The organism is Lederbergia citrisecunda, from assembly GCF_018343695.1.
GTDB classification, from domain to species: Bacteria; Bacillota; Bacilli; order Bacillales; family Bacillaceae_C; genus Lederbergia; species Lederbergia citrisecunda.
The window spans coordinates 1,634,816-1,652,072 of the sequence record NZ_JAGYPJ010000001.1 but is presented as its reverse complement, the minus strand read 5'-3'; the positions used below and the strand labels follow the sequence as shown (position 1 = coordinate 1,652,072).

Sequence of the window (17,257 nt, the reverse complement as noted above, 5' to 3'; positions counted from 1 at the left end):
CTATCTTTAGTATGCCCATAAAATGTACATAATATTGGCGAATGATGACACGGGGAGAGACTGCATAATGCAGCGCCGAAGGAGCAAGCAACAAAGTTGTGAATCTCTCAGGCAAAAAGACCCTTGTTTGACGCAACTCTGGAGAGTGTTCTTATTTATTCAGAACCACCAAAGGGGTAAGCCGTAAGGTGAAACTCTCAGGTGCCAGGACAGAGAATCCTAGACTACGGGATTTCTCTGTCCTTTTTTGCATTTTTCTACATAATTACCTAAATATAAGGAGGTTTTATACGTGACGGAATTAAAGAAAACTCCGCTGTATCCGCTTTATAAGGAATTGGGTGCCAAAACCATTGATTTTGGAGGATGGGATCTCCCAGTCCAATTTTCTAGCATTAAAGAAGAACATGAAGCTGTAAGAACGAAGGCTGGAATTTTTGATGTTTCACATATGGGTGAGGTATCGGTAAAAGGAAAGGACAGCCTAGCTTTTTTACAAAAAATGATGACTAACGATGTTTCTAAACTACAGATCGGAAGTGCGCAATATACAGCAATGTGTTATGAAGATGGAGGAGTTGTAGATGATTTACTCATTTATAAATTAGCCGAAGAGGATTTCCTCCTTGTAGTAAATGCTGCAAATACCGAGACAGATGTTAAATGGTTAAATGATCATAATGAGGGCGATGTTGAGATACAAGATGTATCAAATGATTATGGGCTCATCGCCATTCAAGGACCAAAAGCAGAGAGTATCTTACAGAAATTAGTAAATGGTATAGATTTAAAAGAAATTAAATTATTTAAGTTTAAAGAAAATGTTGATGTGAATGGTTCAAGCACTCTTATCTCTCGAACAGGTTATACGGGTGAGGATGGATTTGAAATTTATTGCAGTGCCTCAAATGCAGAAAAGATTTGGAATGATCTCCTTCAAGCAGGAGCGGGAGAAGGGTTGTTGCCTTGTGGTCTAGGTGCAAGGGATACACTTCGATTTGAAGCAAACTTGGCATTATACGGACAGGAACTATCTGAGCATATTACCCCTCTGGAGGCAGGGATAGGCTTTGCTGTAAAACTGAATAAGGAAGAAGATTTTATCGGTAAAAAAGCATTGCAAAAACAAAAAGATGCCGGTATACCTCGATCCATTGTTGGGATTGAAATGATTGATAGAGGGATTCCAAGAAATGGGTATAAAGTGTTTGTCGATGATGAGGAAATTGGCTTTATTACATCGGGAACTCAGTCTCCCACTTTGAAGAAAAATATCGGCCTCGCACTTATAAAATCTGCCTATAAAGAACTTGGAAATGAGCTTACAGTGGAGATTCGGGGAAAACGACTGAAAGCCGTAGTCGTATCGACTCCTTTTTATAAAAGAGACAAAAATTAAGCTGGGGGAGAAAAATATGATTAAACATCGCTATTTGCCGATGACCGAGCAAGATCAAAATGAAATGCTTGCAGCGATAGGTGTAAAGTCAATTGAAGACTTATTTTCAGATATACCGGAAAAAGTTCGTTTTAAAGGCGAGTACAATATTAAAAAGGCAAAATCGGAACCAGCATTATTAAAGGAACTTGCTAGCCTTGCAGGGAAAAACGCCGATTTAAAACAAAATGTTTCTTTTCTAGGGGCAGGTGTATATGACCACTATATCCCGACGATTGTTGATCATGTCATATCTAGATCTGAATTTTATACAGCGTACACCCCATATCAGCCGGAAATCTCGCAAGGAGAACTGCAAGCTATTTTCCAGTTTCAAACGATGATTTGTGAACTAACCGGAATGGATGTGGCGAATTCTTCCATGTACGATGGGGGAACTTCTCTTGCAGAAGCTGCCATGCTAAGTGCAGGTCAAACAAAGCGTAAAAAGATCCTTGTATCTAAAACAGTCAACCCTGAATCAAGAGATGTGTTAAAAACATATGCAAAAGGTCAGTATATCGATGTTATAGAAATTCCTTATCAAAATGGTGTAACGGATGTAGCTGCTCTTAAAAATGAACTTGGCGATGATGTAGCAGCTGTCATCGTTCAATATCCGAACTTTTTTGGCCAAATTGAGCCTTTAAATGAAATAGAACTACTGATTCACGAGCAAAAAGGATTGTTTATTGTTTCCAGTAATCCTCTTGCACTTGGAGCACTAACACCTCCTGGCGATTTTGGTGCTGATATCGTTGTTGGCGATGTCCAAGCGTTTGGGATACCAGCCGCTTTTGGAGGACCGCATTGCGGATATTTTGCAGTAACATCAAAATTAATGCGAAAAGTTCCCGGTCGTTTAGTTGGACAAACGACTGATGAAAACGGGAAAAGAGGATTTGTTTTGACGCTTCAAGCTAGGGAGCAGCATATTCGTCGTGACAAAGCTACATCGAATATTTGTTCAAACCAAGCGTTAAATGCATTAGCATCTTCTGTCGCTATGACTGCTATAGGTAAAAAGGGTGTAAAAGAAATGGCAGTCCAAAATATTCAAAAGGCTCATTATGCAAAAACCATTTTTAAAGAAAATGGATTCGAAATTCCGTTCGATGGCTACCAATTTAATGAATTTGTCGTGAAACTTTCTAAACCTGTCAATGAAGTTAATGAAAAATTACTTCAAAAAGGAATGATTGGCGGCTATGATTTAGGTCGAGATTATCCAGAACTAGATAGCCATATGCTTGTTGCGGTTACAGAGCTTAGAACGAAGGATGAGATTGATAGCTTTGTTAAGGAAGTGGGGGAGTGCTGTGAGTAATCAAGATTTAAAATTAATTTTCGAAATGTCCACACCAGGGAGAATTGGTTATAGTTTGCCTGAAATGGATGTACCGGAAATCAATATCACTGAATGTTTGCCTGAAGGATATGTAAGAGAAACAGAACCTGAGCTTCCTGAAGTATCAGAGCTTGATATTATGCGTCATTTCACGGAACTCTCTACTCATAATCACGGTGTTGATTCAGGTTTTTATCCACTTGGATCCTGCACGATGAAATATAATCCAAAAATCAATGAACAAGTTGCACGTTTCCCAGGCTTTGCCCATATTCACCCACTACAGCCAGAATCATCTGTTCAAGGAGCTCTTGAATTAATGTATGATTTGCAGCAGCATTTAATTGAAATTACGGGGATGAATGAAGTAACTTTGCAACCTGCAGCAGGTGCCCATGGCGAATGGACTGGACTCATGATGATACGTGCTTTCCACGAAGCGAATGGTAATACTGAAAGAACGAAAGTCATCGTTCCTGACTCTGCTCACGGAACTAATCCTGCATCCGCAACTGTAGCTGGTTTGGAAACGATAACGGTAAGATCTGGCGAGGACGGCTTAGTCGATTTGGATCACTTAAGAGAACTTGTTGGACCAGACACAGCGGCATTAATGCTGACAAACCCGAATACACTTGGTTTATTTGAAGAACAAATACTTGAAATGGCAGAAATAGTCCATAGTGCTGGTGGTAAACTATACTACGATGGTGCAAATTTAAATGCTGTTATGTCAAAAGCACGCCCTGGAGATATGGGCTTTGATGTTGTCCATTTAAATCTCCATAAAACTTTTACAGGACCACACGGCGGTGGCGGACCGGGTTCGGGACCTGTAGGCGTGAAAGAAGACTTAATTCCATTTTTGCCAAAGCCCGTCATTACGAAAAAAGACGGAAAATTTGTGATTGATTATGATCGTCCTCAATCAATCGGCCGAGTAAAACCTTTTTATGGAAACTTCGGCATTAACGTACGTGCCTATACGTATATACGTTCAATGGGACCTGATGGCTTAAAAGCTGTTACAGAATATGCGGTACTTAATGCTAACTATATGATGAGAAAGCTTGCTCCATATTTTGATCTTCCATATGACCGCCATTGTAAACATGAATTTGTTTTAAGCGGTAAGCGTCAGAAGAAGCTTGGAGTACGAACACTAGATATGGCGAAAAGATTGCTTGACTTTGGCTATCATCCGCCAACAATCTATTTCCCACTTAACGTGGAAGAATGTATGATGTTTGAACCGACAGAAACTGAGTCAAAGGAAACACTTGATGCATTTATCGATGCAATGATTCAAATTGCGAAGGAAGCAGAAGAAAATCCTGAACTCGTTCAAGAAGCTCCGCACACGACCACAGTCAAACGACTTGACGAAACGAAAGCGGCTAGAAAACCAATATTAAGGTATATAAAAGAATAACGAAAAATAGGCAGGCTTAATCAATGAGCCTGTCTCTTTTTTATAGGAATGTGTTAAAGTTATTTCCGTATTTGAAATTATTGATTGGGGTGGAAGGTGGAACCCAAAAAGATAAGGAAAGCGCCTCAGCGAATAGCAAACTTTGGGATCTATGACTTATTTAATGTAAAGGACAAGAATTTTGCTAGTCAATTGACACTGGAACTAGACGCAAAAAACAATTTTTTACAATATGATTTTTAAAAGAGGTTTTTTATAAATGCCTTAAAAAAGACTGAGGTGAATCAAGGAAATTTTTCGTAATCTGTACATGTTCAATTTCTTCGTATTGAATTAATTGAGGAGGATGAACATCAAAACTATATATATCTGCATCTGGAAGAGCCATGATAATCGGTGAATGCGTAATAATGATAAATTGTGAACCTTGTTTGACAGCATCTAAGATGATGCTTATTAAACTTAATTGTCTCATAGGAGATAAGGGCGTTTCCGGCTCATCTAGTAAATAAAGGCCATTTGGTCTAACACGTGCTTGGAAATAATCAAGATAGCTCTCACCATGAGAACGAACATCCAACCCTTCATCGTATAAATGTTTTAGTTCTGCAATAGTTCGTGCATGAGGCATAGAAGCTAATCCTTTTGCAAATGCCGATTTATTTTTGTATTCTTCCTCTATATTTCTTAATTCTTCTTCGGCCTCTTGTTTCATTTGCTTGATTCTTCTCACAAAGGAAATAAAATCTTCCGCTCTTAAGAAAAAACCATTTTTTGTTTTTTGCATCCATGTTAATTTAAGTGCTTTAGCTAATGTTTGAGCATGATCCATTTCTTTATCTTGTGATAACTCAACACCACCTGCGACTGGTAAATCAGATGATGCCGCAATGCCTTCAAGAAAGGTAGATTTACCACTGCCGTTTTCACCTACTAAAATAGTAATAGGCTTCTTGAATGAAAGCTTATGAAAATCTCTTAATATTGGAAGTGTGAAAGGAAATTGTCGATCATTTTGATTTTGTATTAGCTTTACTTCTTTTAAAAGCATCTTTCCACCACCTTTTTAGATTGCAAAAAACCGCGGAGTTAATCCGCGGCATCCTGTTAGCTATTATACGTTTTCTTTTTTTTGATTCTTCCAGACCATTTTTTAAATCCACCTTCTAAATGATACAACTCTCTGTAACCTTTTCTATAAAGGGTTTGAGCGGCTCTTCCGCTACGCAACCCAGATTGACAATATAGATAGACAGGTTGATCAGGGCGAATTTCTTTCATACGTGTTTTTAATTGAGAGATTGGAATATTACGCGCTCCGAGTATATGTCCACCTTCAAATTCATTTGGCTCACGAACATCGATCAGTTGTGCCTTCCGATAACCAGCGCGAAACTCATCTTCTTTCAAAGTCTTTAAGATTTTTTTCTGATGGAAGTAATTATATAGGGAAAAAGCGATGATTGCTCCCAGTAAAATTAGTAATGTGTATAAAGCCTCCAATATTCTTCCTTCCCCTTTCTAGTAAATAGCCCTAATTTCTATTATATTCATCATGATGTCATGAATCAAAATCTTTTTTACGGAATTTTAGAATTAGATATAAATCGCGAAAAAATTTTTTTGATTACTTTATCTACTAAACCTTATCATATAAACAATGAAAGAGGAAATAAAAAGAGCAAATGCAAATTTTGTTCAAAAATCGTGTTATTTGTTGGAATTTCGTATAAAATCTTTAAAATTCTATTTTTTACTGCCTATTTTAAATTTGACAAAATCAAACAAAGCCCGACTGCATCACAACATGTAGTAGGGGAGTTGAAAAATAAAATACAATATATAGTGTTTAAGCATTGATTTCGTGGCTAAACATATGGTAACGTAACTAATAGAATGATTTTGTATAAGGAGTTGACGCAATGTCTGTAGTATTTTCGCAGAAACTAAGCCTCAATATAGAAAGACTTAATCAAGATATCCGTTTATTTAAGCCGGTGCATCCAATTACGCCTGACATGAAGATAACCCATAAAGGGGTATCAAGGCTTGTTATGATTGACCGTTATGCTTTTAAGGATACAGAAAAGATTACTTTAACAGAAGGCGATTTTGTCGTTTTGACCATTAAAGAAGATCCAAAGTTTCCAGCAAGAGGGCTAGGTTTTATAAAGTCAATTGACTGGGAAGAGAAGACGGCAGAAGTTATCGTCGAAGAAGAATTCCGTAGTGTCCTTGATAGTGATAAAGAAAGAGAGACAGGATTAATCGTTCGCCCTCTTGATATTATCGAAAAGCCACTGGAAATCTTCTACGAACAAATAGCAAAGCGTAATGCAGCGGGACTTGCAGCTGTTGAAAAGACAGAAGAAAAAAGACAAGAATGGTTCGAGAAATTTTACAAAGAACTATCAAGTCTCAACTTTATTCCAGCAGGTCGGGTTTTATACGGTGCAGGTGCAGATACGGATGTAACATATTTTAACTGCTATGTTATGCCATTTGTTGCCGATTCACGTGAAGGAATATCTGAACATCGCAAGCAAGTGATGGAAATTATGAGCCGCGGTGGTGGAGTAGGAACGAATGGGTCTACATTAAGACCTCGCAATACACTTGCAAGAGGGGTAAATGGTAAATCATCAGGTTCCGTATCTTGGTTAGATGATATTGCGAAACTAACACACCTTGTTGAGCAAGGTGGATCTAGACGTGGTGCGCAGATGATAATGCTCGCGGACTGGCATCCTGATATTATTGAATTTATTATTTCTAAAATGCAAAACCCGCGTATTTTAAGATTCTTAATTGACAATACAACGGATCCTGTCATTAAGAAACATGCGAAAGATAAGTTGAAGTTCACACCATTAACAGAAACAGAAGATTCGATGTATCAAGGAGTACTCAACTATCGAAACATACCAGGTCTTGGTGGCTTTAACGAAAGAATATTCCGCGAAGCTGAGGAAAAATTGTCTGAGGGCGGTACATATTCAGTCCATAATCCTGAGTTTCTAACAGGGGCTAATATTTCTGTCTGTCTTACAAAAGAATTTATGGAAGCAGTTGAGAACGATGGAGACTACGAACTACGCTTCCCAGATGTAGAAACTTACAGTCCTGAAGAAATGAATGCATATAATACTGAGTGGCAAAAGGTTGGAGATGTGCGCGAATGGGAAAAGCTCGGTTACAAAGTACGCACATATCGTAAAATCAAGGCGAAAGAGCTTTGGAACCTCATTAATATTTGTGCAACTTATTCTGCTGAGCCAGGTATTTTCTTCATTGATAATGCAAATGAGATGACGAATGCGAAAGCGTATGGTCAAAAAGTAGTTGCAACAAATCCGTGTGGAGAGCAGCCACTTGCACCATTTTCAGTATGTAATCTTGCTGCCGTTAACTTAGCTGAAATGGCTGATAAAGAAAACAAAATCGTTAACTTCGAAAAGTTAAAAGAAACCGTACGTATCGGTGTACGTATGCAAGATAATGTAATCGATGCTACACCATATTTTCTTGAAGAAAATAAAAAGCAAGCCCTTGGAGAGCGTCGTGTCGGACTTGGTGTAATGGGTCTATCGGATCTATTAATCTACTGTGAAAAAGAATACGGATCTACTGAAGGTAATGAATTAGTAGACAAGGTATTCGAGACAATTGCTACGACAGCTTATGAAGCTTCAGTAGAGCTAGCGAAAGAAAAAGGAAGCTTCCCATTCCTTGAAGGCGAAACGACAGAAGATATTAATCGTCTTCGTAAAGCTTTCACAGAAACAGGCTTCATGAAAAAAATGCCTGAGGAAATTAATGAATCAATCCTAAAATATGGAATCCGTAATTCCCATTTACTCACTGTTGCCCCAACAGGATCAACAGGAACAATGGTTGGTGTATCCACTGGATTGGAGCCGTATTTCTCCTTCACGTATTATCGCAGTGGCCGTTTAGGTAAATTTATTGAAGTAAAAGCAGATATTGTTGAAGAATATTTGAGCCGTCATCCAGAAGCAGATCCGGATAATTTGCCGCATTGGTTTGTAACAGCAATGAGCCTATCTCCTGAAGCACATGCTGATGTTCAATGTGTAATCCAACGCTGGATCGATAGTTCCATATCTAAAACAGTTAATGCACCTAAAGGCTATTCCGTTGAACAAGTAGAAAAAGTGTATGAACGTTTATATAAAGGTGGCGCTAAAGGCGGAACAGTTTACGTTGATGGTAGCCGTGATTCTCAAGTTCTCACATTAAAAGCCGAAGAAAATAATTTGGATACGAGCGAACAACTTTCCTTTAATGAGCCAGTTGTTTTAGTCGATACAATCCAAGATTTACGTTCAACAAGCGTTACAATTGGTTCTGAAATTGGCAACACTTGTCCTGTATGTAGAAAAGGCCAAGTAAAAGAAATTGGCGGCTGTAATACATGCGACAACTGTAATGCGCAATTGAAATGTGGTCTATAATACATTTTTTTAAAAAAACAGGCTATCCCAGTTATGGGAGCCTGTTTTTTGTTCTAATTTCCCCCACTTTTTCCTAAAGATAAATAAGGACCTTTGAAGGGGTGGGTGCAGATGAACATCGATGGTGTGTTTTCTGGAGGAGGCATTAAGGGACTTGCTTTAATAGGCGCTTATGAAGTATTAGAAGAGAAAGGATTTACCTTTAAAAGATTAGCCGGAACAAGCGCAGGAGCGATAATGGCCGCGCTTATTGCCGCGGGATACACAAGCAAGGAAATAAAAGTACTTATAACGGAAACAGATATGAAAAAGTTTTTAGACCAGCGGACAACAATTCTTCCATTTGCGCTTGCAAAGTGGCTTTTGCTTTATTGGAGAATGGGTATGTATGTGGGAAATGAGTTAGAAGAATGGCTTGGTAAAAAAATGGCTGATAAAGGTATTTATACGTTTAAGGATTTACCTAAAGGAAGACTAAGACTAATTGCTTCAGATCTTTCTACTGGAAGACTAATCGTGTTACCAGATGATTTAGATAATTACGGTATTCCTAAAGAGACTTTTCCAGTAGCACGAGCCATACGAATGAGCTGTGGAGTGCCATATTTTTTCGAGCCGGTCAAATTAAGATCACTTTCCGGTGAAAATATTATAGTAGATGGAGGTATCCTAAGTAATTTTCCTATGTGGCTATTTCAAAATGACTACTCAAAAAAGGAACGGCCAGTATTAGGTATAAAACTTAGCTACAATTTGGAGGAGCAGCCGAAAAGAGTAATAAAGAATGGTTTATCATTATTTGAAGCCTTATTTAGTACTATGAAGGATGCACATGATGCAAGATATATATCTCGAAAACTTGAGAAGGATATTATTTTTATCCCAATTGATGAAAGTTTTTCGTCTGAATTTTTTTTATCTGAAGAAAAAAAACACGCCCTTATCGAAAAAGGACGTATACGCACGAAACAATTTTTAGAGAAATGGTCCTACTAGCATCTCAAAAAATAGCCCGGTCTTTTTTCTTATTTTTTTTACCTTCGATTACAGTCAAATGCGATGCCGTTCTTTTTCGAAGCGGTTTTTTACGCATCTGACTATTAGTCTGTTGGGATACTCGTTTCCGCTTTTTTGAAAGTTTTGCAGCCCTTGCGTATGATCTACTTTCACTTCGCTCGGGTTTTCTTCCTACCAATACCCGATAAATAATATAAATAGCAACAGCGACTATCCCGATGACAAAGAGTTGTTTAATTAGACCGAGTGGATTATGAATAAGAGACGATCCCAGTCCAATTAATGCAATTACCGTTATGACTCCGACCAACCAATTACGTATTTTCAAGAGCGCCACCTCCTCGGGAGTAATGTGCATTTTTCCCAAAAAGAACTAGATATATACTCTTTTAGATAATTTTCTCTATTTTTATATCTTCTTCACTTTGCTTTTCCACTTTTAGCAATTCATTAAACGAAGCGAGCGCGACTTCCACTTGATCATCGGTCGGTTCTTTTGTTGTTATAAGCTGAAGCCAAAGCCCAGGATAACCTAGCCACTTAAGGACTGGGATGTTTCGCATTTTATTAGTCAATTGTAAAACTTCAAATGAAACACCTAGTACAACAGGAATGAGTGCCAATCTATTCAATATACGGACCCAAAGTGGATCTACAGATACAAACATATATATGAATACACCGACAACAACTGTAAAGAGAATAAAACTGCTTCCACATCGGTAATGAAGTCTTGACATGGATTGAACATTTTCAACGGTTAAATCAAGATTATGTTCATATGCATTGATAACTTTATGCTCAGCTCCATGATATTGAAACACTCGCTTAATGAGTGGTGTCATAGAGATAAAATAAATATAGGATAGCAAAAGAATTAGCTTAAAAAGTCCTTCAAGCAATATTTGCGCCATATCGCCTGAAATAATCGGTTTAAAAAGAGCTGCTAGGAAAACGGGAACTAGAGTGAAAATAAACTTAGAAAAAATAAACGATAGAACGCCAAGTACCGCGACACTCAAAACTAATGTCGTTTTAGACATCTTCTCTTCTTGGATCTTACCGTCATCACTAGGGTCTACATCGTATCGGTCGGTCGAAAATGTCAGATGCTGGGCTCCATTTGCACTTGCTTCAATAATGGCAACAATTCCACGAAGAAACGGAATTTTTTTTAATGTTTGAAGAATAGGCTTCGTTTTTCTTGGCAAATAAAAATATTCAATCGATTGATCTTTACGGCGAATTGCGGTAACGGTTTGATGTTTACCGCCAAACATGACTCCTTCAACTACAGCCTGCCCACCATAAGCAGGTTTATTTGTGTTTTTCATAGCTTGTCACCAACTTATAGATTTTAAATGTCTCTATTTATCTTACTAAAATAATAGGAAATTCACCAGATAAAATAATTTATGCACAAATGAGGCCGTCCATGGACATGATAATGATGGAGGTGGAAATGATGGAAAAAGAAAAAGAAAAAGAAGCAATAAAAAAATATCAAATGTCTGTTTTACAATTAGCTTGTGTAACAGGTTTTATAGCTGGTGTTCTAGGTACACTATTTGCCTTTTTTGTACATTACTTTAATTTTACAGAAATGAGCCCTAAAGTCATTTTAATACCATTCACTGGAAAATGGACGGATGGCTGGCTCGGATTTGTCGTTACGGCAATATTGAATGGATTAATATCTATTGTGGTGGCTTTGTTATACTATATGGCATTAAGAAAGCAAAAGTCCCTAATATGGGGGGCGGTTTATGGCATATTGATTTTTATCATCATTTTTCTCGTTTTGTACCCAATGATTCCAGGTGTGGAATGGTTGTTCCGTTATAATCTTAATACTATCGTCACGGAGATTTGCTTTTTTCTTCTTTATGGGCTTTTTATCGGCTATTCTATCTCATATGAATATGAAGAACAATTAATGTGGAGCAAGGTAGAGAAAAGCAATGAAACTGAAAAAGTATAGCTAGTTGAATTTATTCATTTTATGGTAGAATGTTCTAGTAATCATTCTTTACTAGGGCGTGATTCATTCGTGAAAATTCTCGTATTAAATGGTCCGAATTTAAATATGCTTGGAAAGCGTGAACCGGGAATATATGGCAGCCATTCCTTAGCAGATCTTGAAAAAGGTATTATGGATGCAAGTGAAAAATTGGGGATAGAAATAAAATGTTTCCAATCCAACTACGAAGGAGCTTTACTGGATGAGATTCATCAAGCCGCTGATAATGGATTTGTAGGGATTATAATAAATCCAGGTGCTTTTACCCATTACAGCATAGCTCTAAGGGATGCGATCGCATCAATTGATCTTCCAGTCATTGAAGTCCACATTTCTAATGTTCATGCCAGAGAGGAGTTTAGGAAGCATTCTGTTACCGCTCCTGTTTCAATCGGGCAAATTGCAGGATTTGGATTTTATGGCTATGAAATGGCGTTAAATGCGATGAAAGAATATGTGAAAGGGAGAGAGGCATAGTGGGGAAACTGGAGAAACTTCGGGAACAATTTAAACAATCTAACATTGATGGTTTTTTGATTACTAGTACATATAATCGCCGCTATATGAGTAATTTCACGGGTACAGCGGGTGTGGCTCTAATATCTTTTGATCGAGCACTATTTATTACTGATTTCCGTTATACAGAGCAAGCTGTTAAGCAAGCTGAAGGATATGAGATTGTAAAGCATACCGGTCCAATTACTCAAGAAGTAGCTGAAAAAGTTAAAGAGCTTGGAATTAAAAAGCTTGGATTTGAGCAGGATCATATGCCTTTTTCTGCATGGAAGCAATATGAGGAAGCCATAGAAGCAGAGCTTATCCCTATTTCAAATGTCATTGAAAATCTTCGTATGATTAAAGATTCTCATGAAATTAGTATTTTAAAAGAAGCTGCAGATATAGCTGATGCGGCATTTAAACATATTCTTGATTTTATCAAGCCAGGTAAAACAGAATTGGAAGTCACAAATGAGCTCGAATTTTTTATGCGTAAATGTGGTGCTACTTCGTCATCCTTTGATATTATTGTTGCATCAGGCTGGAGAGCAGCCTTACCGCATGGGGTAGCAAGCGACAAGATCATAGAAAAAGGTGATTTCGTTACGATGGATTACGGTGCCCTTCATAAGGGGTACGTATCTGATATAACCCGAACTGTAGCGATTGGAGAGCCTTCAGATAAATTAAAGGAAATATATAATATTACTCTTGAAGCGCAACTAAGAGCTATGGAGCAAATCAAACCTGGGATGAGTGGAATTGAAGCAGATGCCATTGCAAGGGATTATATTACGGAAAAAGGATATGGCGAACATTTTGGTCATTCTTTAGGTCATGGAATAGGTCTTGAGGTGCATGAAGGACCTGGGCTTTCATACCGTTCTGAAGGAAAGCTTGTACCGGGAATGGTTGTTACAGTTGAACCTGGTATTTATTTACCTGGTATTGGTGGCGTTCGGATTGAGGATGATACGTTAATAACGGCATCAGGCAATGAAACATTGACTCATTCGACAAAAGAATTAATTATTTTATAAGGTACTTTTTAGGAGGAATATAGATGATTTCAGTAAACGAATTTAGAACAGGACTAACGATTGAAACTGACGGAGGGATTTGGCGCGTTATTGATTTCCAACACGTTAAGCCGGGAAAAGGTGCTGCATTCGTTAGATCTAAATTAAGAAACTTACGTACTGGTGCAATTCAAGAAAAAACATTTAGAGCTGGAGAAAAAGTAGAAAGAGCTCAAATTGATAATAAAACAATGCAATATTTATATGCTAATGCAAATATGCATGTATTTATGGATAATGAAACATATGAACAAATCGAATTACCAGCTACTCAAATTGAATATGAATTAAAATTTTTACAAGAAAATATGATCGTTCATATCATTATGTATAATGGTGAAACACTAGGCGTAGAATTGCCGAATACAGTGGAACTAGAAGTCGTTGAAACTGACCCAGGCATTAAAGGTGACACAGCTTCTGGTGGTTCAAAACCAGCAAAAATGGAAACTGGCCTAATCGTACAAGTACCATTCTTTGTAAATGCAGGAGACAAGTTAGTCATTAATACGTCAGAAGGATCATATGTATCAAGAGCATAATGAATAAAAAACCAAGGATAACTTTCCTTGGTTTTTTTTATTGGTTATTTATCTAACTTTCATATTTAGAGACAAGCTGAATACATATTAGATAGTGAAGGTGTAGGGAGGAGTGCACGTTGAAATCAGTGCTTCGAATGTTGCCTGCTCGAATTAATGAATTAATAATGAAGATTCCTACTAAGAAATTGGATGAAGTCGAAGAAATTAGATTAAGGGTTAATCGGCAAGTGGAGGTGGCATCCAATGGTAATCCTTATTTTCTCCCTTATCTTTTTACGAAAGAGGATGCAGATCAATTCATCAGTAAGCTAGCCAACCATTCTTTCTACACTTTAGACGAGGAATTGAGAAAAGGCTACATTACGATTGAAGGAGGACATCGAGTTGGTCTAGCAGGGAAAGTTATTCTTGAAAATGGATTTGTTAAAGCTATCAGACATTTATCTTCATTCAATATTAGAATTGCAAGAGAAAAGGTCGGCGCAGCCGAAAAGTATATTCCGTATTTGTTTCATCAAGATTGGAAAAATACGATGATTATTGGCCCGCCACAAACGGGGAAAACAACCTTGTTAAGGGATATTGCGAGGCTCATTTCGAGCGGAGTTCATGACCGGAATATTCCTTCATTAAAAACTGGAATTGTAGATGAGCGGTCAGAGATTGCTGGATGTGTACATGGAGTGCCTCAGCTCCATTTTGGACCAAGGATAGATGTTTTGGACGCTTGCCCGAAAGCAGAAGGAATGATGATGATGATTCGTTCAATGAGTCCGAATGTTCTTATTGTAGATGAAATCGGAAGAGCAGAAGACAGCTTGGCTATTATGGAGGCTGTAAATGCAGGGATTATATTGATGATGACAACACATGGGAAAAATTATGAGGAAGTTAGTAAAAGACCTCTTCTAAAGCCAATTATTGAACAAAGAGTGTTTGCGAGATTTATTGAATTATCCCGGAGTGATGGCCCGGGAACAATCATGTCGATAAAGGATGCAAGTGGGATTCCAGTAGTTATGAGTAGAAGGGCAGCTGGCCTACATGATTAAAATAATCGGAGCTATTTTTATTGTTGGGACTACTACGTGGGCAGGCTTTGAGTTTTCAAAACAATTAAGTGAGAGACCAAAGAATTTACGATTATTTCGACATTCTCTTGAAACATTGGAAGCGGAAATTATGTATAGTCATACCCCTCTTGGAGAAGCAGCCGAAAAAATATCTAAACAAATTCCTAACCCTATTTCGACACACTACAAAAAATTTTCAAATTACTTGAAAAAAGAAGATGCCATTGTTAAATCTGCATGGGAGAAAAGTTTAAAGGATATATGGGAATCTACTTCTCTGAAACAAAGTGAATATGAAGTGTTGCTACAATTTGGTGAGAATTTAGGAAGACATGACCGCGAAACGCAGCAGAAACAAATATTGTTGACCCTTACTAACTTAGAAAGGGAAGAAGAGGTTGCTCGCGAAAAGCAAAAAAAGTATGAAAAAATGGTGAAAAGCCTTGGAGTCCTAACCGGTTTGCTTATCATCATTTTGCTTTTGTAGTGATAGGAGGAAATGATATGGGCATAGAAGTGGATGTCATCTTCAAAATAGCCGGAGTAGGGATTGTTGTTGCTTTTCTCCATACAATACTGGATCAGGTCGGAAAAAAAGAGTATGCACAATGGGTTACATTGTTCGGGTTTATTTATATTTTATTTATGGTCGTGTCGATTGTAGATGGATTATTTCAGAAAATCAAGTCTGTTTTTCTATTCCAATAGATAGGGGGAAATCGCTATTGCAATCTTACAAATTGCGGGGATTGCCCTAATAACCACTTTTCTTGTACTGGCCATCAAGGAACAGACTCCGAATTTTGCCTTTTTGCTTGTGTTATTTGCAGGAGCGGGCATCTTTCTATTTCTCGTAGATCAAGTGCATAAAGTCATTTTAATGATTGAGGAGCTTGCAGGCATTGCGAATGTGAACACTCTATACGTAAAAACAATTCTTAAAATAATCGGTATTGCTTATATTGCTGAATTTACGGCACAAATTAGCAAGGATGCGGGACTTGGGTCGATGGCAGCGAAAGTTGAATTAGCAGGAAAAATTTTAATACTGGCAATAGCAGTGCCCATTATGACAGCGTTGGTTGAGACGATCGTCAATATTATGCCAGTCCATTAGACTAAGCATTTGAACGGAGTGGAATACATGTCACAAAAGCTGCTGATTCTTTTTATTTGTATCATTCCATTTTTCGTAAATACATCGGTTGCAGCGGAAGAATTAGAAAATGATAATAATGAAACAAATACTTTAGTAATGGACCGGTATATAGAAGATCTTGGTCTAGATGAGTTATCCGGACATTGGGAGAAAATTTTACATGAATATGGTGGATATTTACCTGAAAGTAAAAGAGGTACATTGCTTGATTTTGTAAAAGGAGACAAGTCCTTTTCTTTTTCAAATTGGTTCAATGGAATTGTTTCATTCATTTTGCAAGAAATCATCCTGAATATTAAATTGCTAGGTTCACTTTTATTATTGACGATACTTAGTGTGTTTCTACAGTCGCTACATCAAGCTTTTGAGCAAGGTGCAGTCAGTAAAGTCGCGTATTCCATCATTTTTATGGTGTTAATCATGATTGCATTAAATAGCTTTAGAGTGGCAGCTGATTATGCAATTGAAGCCATTGATGCAATGAGTCAATTTATTCTTGCCCTTTTGCCATTATTGCTGGCATTAATCGCTTCCTCCGGGGGAGTGGCGACATCTGCATTCTTCCACCCAGTTCTCGTATTTTTGGTAAATATTAGTAGCATTATAATTAAAAGTACTGTCTTGCCCTTACTATTTCTAGCAACCTTATTGAGTATTGCCAATACATTAAACGCTCAATTTAAAGTATCCCAGCTTTCAAATTTATTGAAAAAGATTAGTATTGGAATCCTTGGCGCATTAATCACCATTATACTCGGTGTTATTTCTATTCAAGGGGCAGCTTCTGCTGTTGCAGACGGTGTTGCGATTAGAACTGCGAAATATGTTGCAGGTAATTTTGTACCTGTAGTTGGACGAATGTTTACCGATGCTGCAGATACTGTTTTAAATGCATCCCTTCTATTAAAAAATACTGTAGGAATAGCTGGTGTGGCGATAATCTTATTAATTGCGGCATTCCCAGCATTAAAAATATTAGTCATTTCTTTTATATATAAGCTGGCTGCAGCACTCATGCAGCCTTTAGGAGATGGACCTGTCATTGCATGTTTGGATGCAGTAAGTAAAAGTGTGATGTATATTTTCGCATCCCTTGCAATCATTTCTTTTATGTTCTTTATTAGCGTAACTATCATCATTACTTCTGGAAATATAACGATGATGGTTAGATAG

At 37.6% G+C, this 17,257-nt stretch carries 18 protein-coding genes and 1 riboswitch; of the genes, 14 read left to right on the top strand and 4 right to left on the bottom strand.

Translation table 11 applies throughout. The features are described 5' to 3' along the window. Positions 1 to 41 precede the first annotated feature (41 nt). Positions 42 to 133, top strand: a riboswitch (glycine riboswitch). A 159-nt stretch (positions 134 to 292) separates the two neighbouring features. The 3 genes from gcvT to gcvPB are packed head-to-tail and all read left to right on the top strand — an operon-like array spanning position 293 to position 4,218. Beyond that, positions 293 to 1,399 (top strand): glycine cleavage system aminomethyltransferase GcvT, encoded by a 1,107-nt coding sequence (gene gcvT / locus KHA93_RS08270; RefSeq protein WP_213110310.1) that lies wholly within the window; start codon positions 293 to 295, stop codon positions 1,397 to 1,399. Positions 1,400 to 1,418: 19 nt separating this feature from the next. After that, the gene (gene gcvPA / locus KHA93_RS08265) at positions 1,419 to 2,765 is read left to right on the top strand and encodes an aminomethyl-transferring glycine dehydrogenase subunit GcvPA (protein WP_213112830.1); all 1,347 of its coding nucleotides are present in this window, start codon (positions 1,419 to 1,421) and stop codon (positions 2,763 to 2,765) included. Continuing rightward, positions 2,719 to 4,218 carry an aminomethyl-transferring glycine dehydrogenase subunit GcvPB gene (gene gcvPB, locus KHA93_RS08260; protein WP_233711083.1) on the top strand — a complete coding sequence of 500 codons (1,500 nt, stop codon included), beginning with the start codon at positions 2,719 to 2,721 and terminating at the stop codon, positions 4,216 to 4,218. The genes gcvPA and gcvPB overlap by 47 nt, the downstream gene beginning before the upstream one ends. A gap of 253 nt (positions 4,219 to 4,471) precedes the next feature. Here gcvPB and KHA93_RS08255 read toward each other — a convergent pair whose 3' ends face one another. Together KHA93_RS08255 and KHA93_RS08250 are read right to left on the bottom strand one after the other, a co-directional pair. After that, a complete protein-coding gene (locus KHA93_RS08255; protein WP_213110308.1) occupies positions 4,472 to 5,269 on the bottom strand; it encodes an AAA family ATPase in 798 nt (265 codons plus the stop codon). Positions 5,270 to 5,325: 56 nt separating this feature from the next. Further along, the gene (locus KHA93_RS08250; protein WP_213110307.1) at positions 5,326 to 5,721 is read right to left on the bottom strand and encodes a rhodanese-like domain-containing protein; all 396 of its coding nucleotides are present in this window, start codon (positions 5,719 to 5,721) and stop codon (positions 5,326 to 5,328) included. 419 nt (positions 5,722 to 6,140) lie between these two features. On the opposite strand from KHA93_RS08250, the gene KHA93_RS08245 reads away from it, so the two are divergent. Both KHA93_RS08245 and KHA93_RS08240 read left to right on the top strand, forming a co-directional pair. Beyond that, a complete protein-coding gene (locus KHA93_RS08245) occupies positions 6,141 to 8,693 on the top strand; it encodes a vitamin B12-dependent ribonucleotide reductase (RefSeq protein ID WP_213110306.1) in 2,553 nt (850 codons plus the stop codon). Positions 8,694 to 8,804: 111 nt separating this feature from the next. Continuing rightward, the gene (locus KHA93_RS08240) at positions 8,805 to 9,689 is read left to right on the top strand and encodes a patatin-like phospholipase family protein (RefSeq protein ID WP_213110305.1); all 885 of its coding nucleotides are present in this window, start codon (positions 8,805 to 8,807) and stop codon (positions 9,687 to 9,689) included. Between the two features lie 4 nt (positions 9,690 to 9,693). Here KHA93_RS08240 and KHA93_RS08235 read toward each other — a convergent pair whose 3' ends face one another. Together KHA93_RS08235 and KHA93_RS08230 are read right to left on the bottom strand one after the other, a co-directional pair. Next, positions 9,694 to 10,038 carry an SA1362 family protein gene (locus KHA93_RS08235; RefSeq protein ID WP_213110304.1) on the bottom strand — a complete coding sequence of 115 codons (345 nt, stop codon included), beginning with the start codon at positions 10,036 to 10,038 and terminating at the stop codon, positions 9,694 to 9,696. A 61-nt stretch (positions 10,039 to 10,099) separates the two neighbouring features. Continuing rightward, positions 10,100 to 11,044, bottom strand: a complete 945-nt coding sequence (locus KHA93_RS08230; protein ID WP_213110303.1) for a DUF1385 domain-containing protein — start codon at positions 11,042 to 11,044, stop codon at positions 10,100 to 10,102. A gap of 101 nt (positions 11,045 to 11,145) precedes the next feature. Between KHA93_RS08230 and KHA93_RS08225 the strand changes: the two genes are divergently transcribed. The 9 genes from KHA93_RS08225 (at position 11,146) to spoIIIAE (ending at position 17,257) form a co-directional block, all read left to right on the top strand. Continuing rightward, positions 11,146 to 11,691 (top strand): YqhR family membrane protein, encoded by a 546-nt coding sequence (locus KHA93_RS08225; RefSeq protein WP_233711082.1) that lies wholly within the window; start codon positions 11,146 to 11,148, stop codon positions 11,689 to 11,691. A 21-nt stretch (positions 11,692 to 11,712) separates the two neighbouring features. Then, positions 11,713 to 12,207, top strand: a complete 495-nt coding sequence (gene aroQ, locus KHA93_RS08220; protein WP_213110302.1) for a type II 3-dehydroquinate dehydratase — start codon at positions 11,713 to 11,715, stop codon at positions 12,205 to 12,207. Then, positions 12,207 to 13,268, top strand: a complete 1,062-nt coding sequence (locus KHA93_RS08215; protein ID WP_213110301.1) for a M24 family metallopeptidase — start codon at positions 12,207 to 12,209, stop codon at positions 13,266 to 13,268. The genes aroQ and KHA93_RS08215 overlap by 1 nt, the downstream gene beginning before the upstream one ends. A gap of 23 nt (positions 13,269 to 13,291) precedes the next feature. After that, entirely contained in the window at positions 13,292 to 13,849 is a 558-nt protein-coding gene (gene efp, locus KHA93_RS08210; protein ID WP_213110300.1) for an elongation factor P, read from the top strand. Between the two features lie 119 nt (positions 13,850 to 13,968). Continuing rightward, positions 13,969 to 14,904 carry a stage III sporulation protein AA gene (gene spoIIIAA / locus KHA93_RS08205; protein ID WP_213110299.1) on the top strand — a complete coding sequence of 312 codons (936 nt, stop codon included), beginning with the start codon at positions 13,969 to 13,971 and terminating at the stop codon, positions 14,902 to 14,904. Further along, positions 14,897 to 15,412: a stage III sporulation protein SpoIIIAB gene (spoIIIAB, locus tag KHA93_RS08200; RefSeq protein ID WP_213110298.1), complete on the top strand. Its 516-nt coding sequence runs from the start codon at positions 14,897 to 14,899 to the stop codon at positions 15,410 to 15,412. Before spoIIIAA ends, spoIIIAB begins: the two co-directional genes overlap by 8 nt. A gap of 17 nt (positions 15,413 to 15,429) precedes the next feature. Beyond that, positions 15,430 to 15,633: a stage III sporulation protein AC gene (spoIIIAC, locus tag KHA93_RS08195; protein ID WP_062104711.1), complete on the top strand. Its 204-nt coding sequence runs from the start codon at positions 15,430 to 15,432 to the stop codon at positions 15,631 to 15,633. A gap of 10 nt (positions 15,634 to 15,643) precedes the next feature. Continuing rightward, positions 15,644 to 16,042, top strand: a complete 399-nt coding sequence (spoIIIAD, locus tag KHA93_RS08190) for a stage III sporulation protein AD (RefSeq protein ID WP_213112828.1) — start codon at positions 15,644 to 15,646, stop codon at positions 16,040 to 16,042. Between the two features lie 27 nt (positions 16,043 to 16,069). Further along, positions 16,070 to 17,257: a stage III sporulation protein AE gene (spoIIIAE, locus tag KHA93_RS08185; protein ID WP_213110297.1), complete on the top strand. Its 1,188-nt coding sequence runs from the start codon at positions 16,070 to 16,072 to the stop codon at positions 17,255 to 17,257.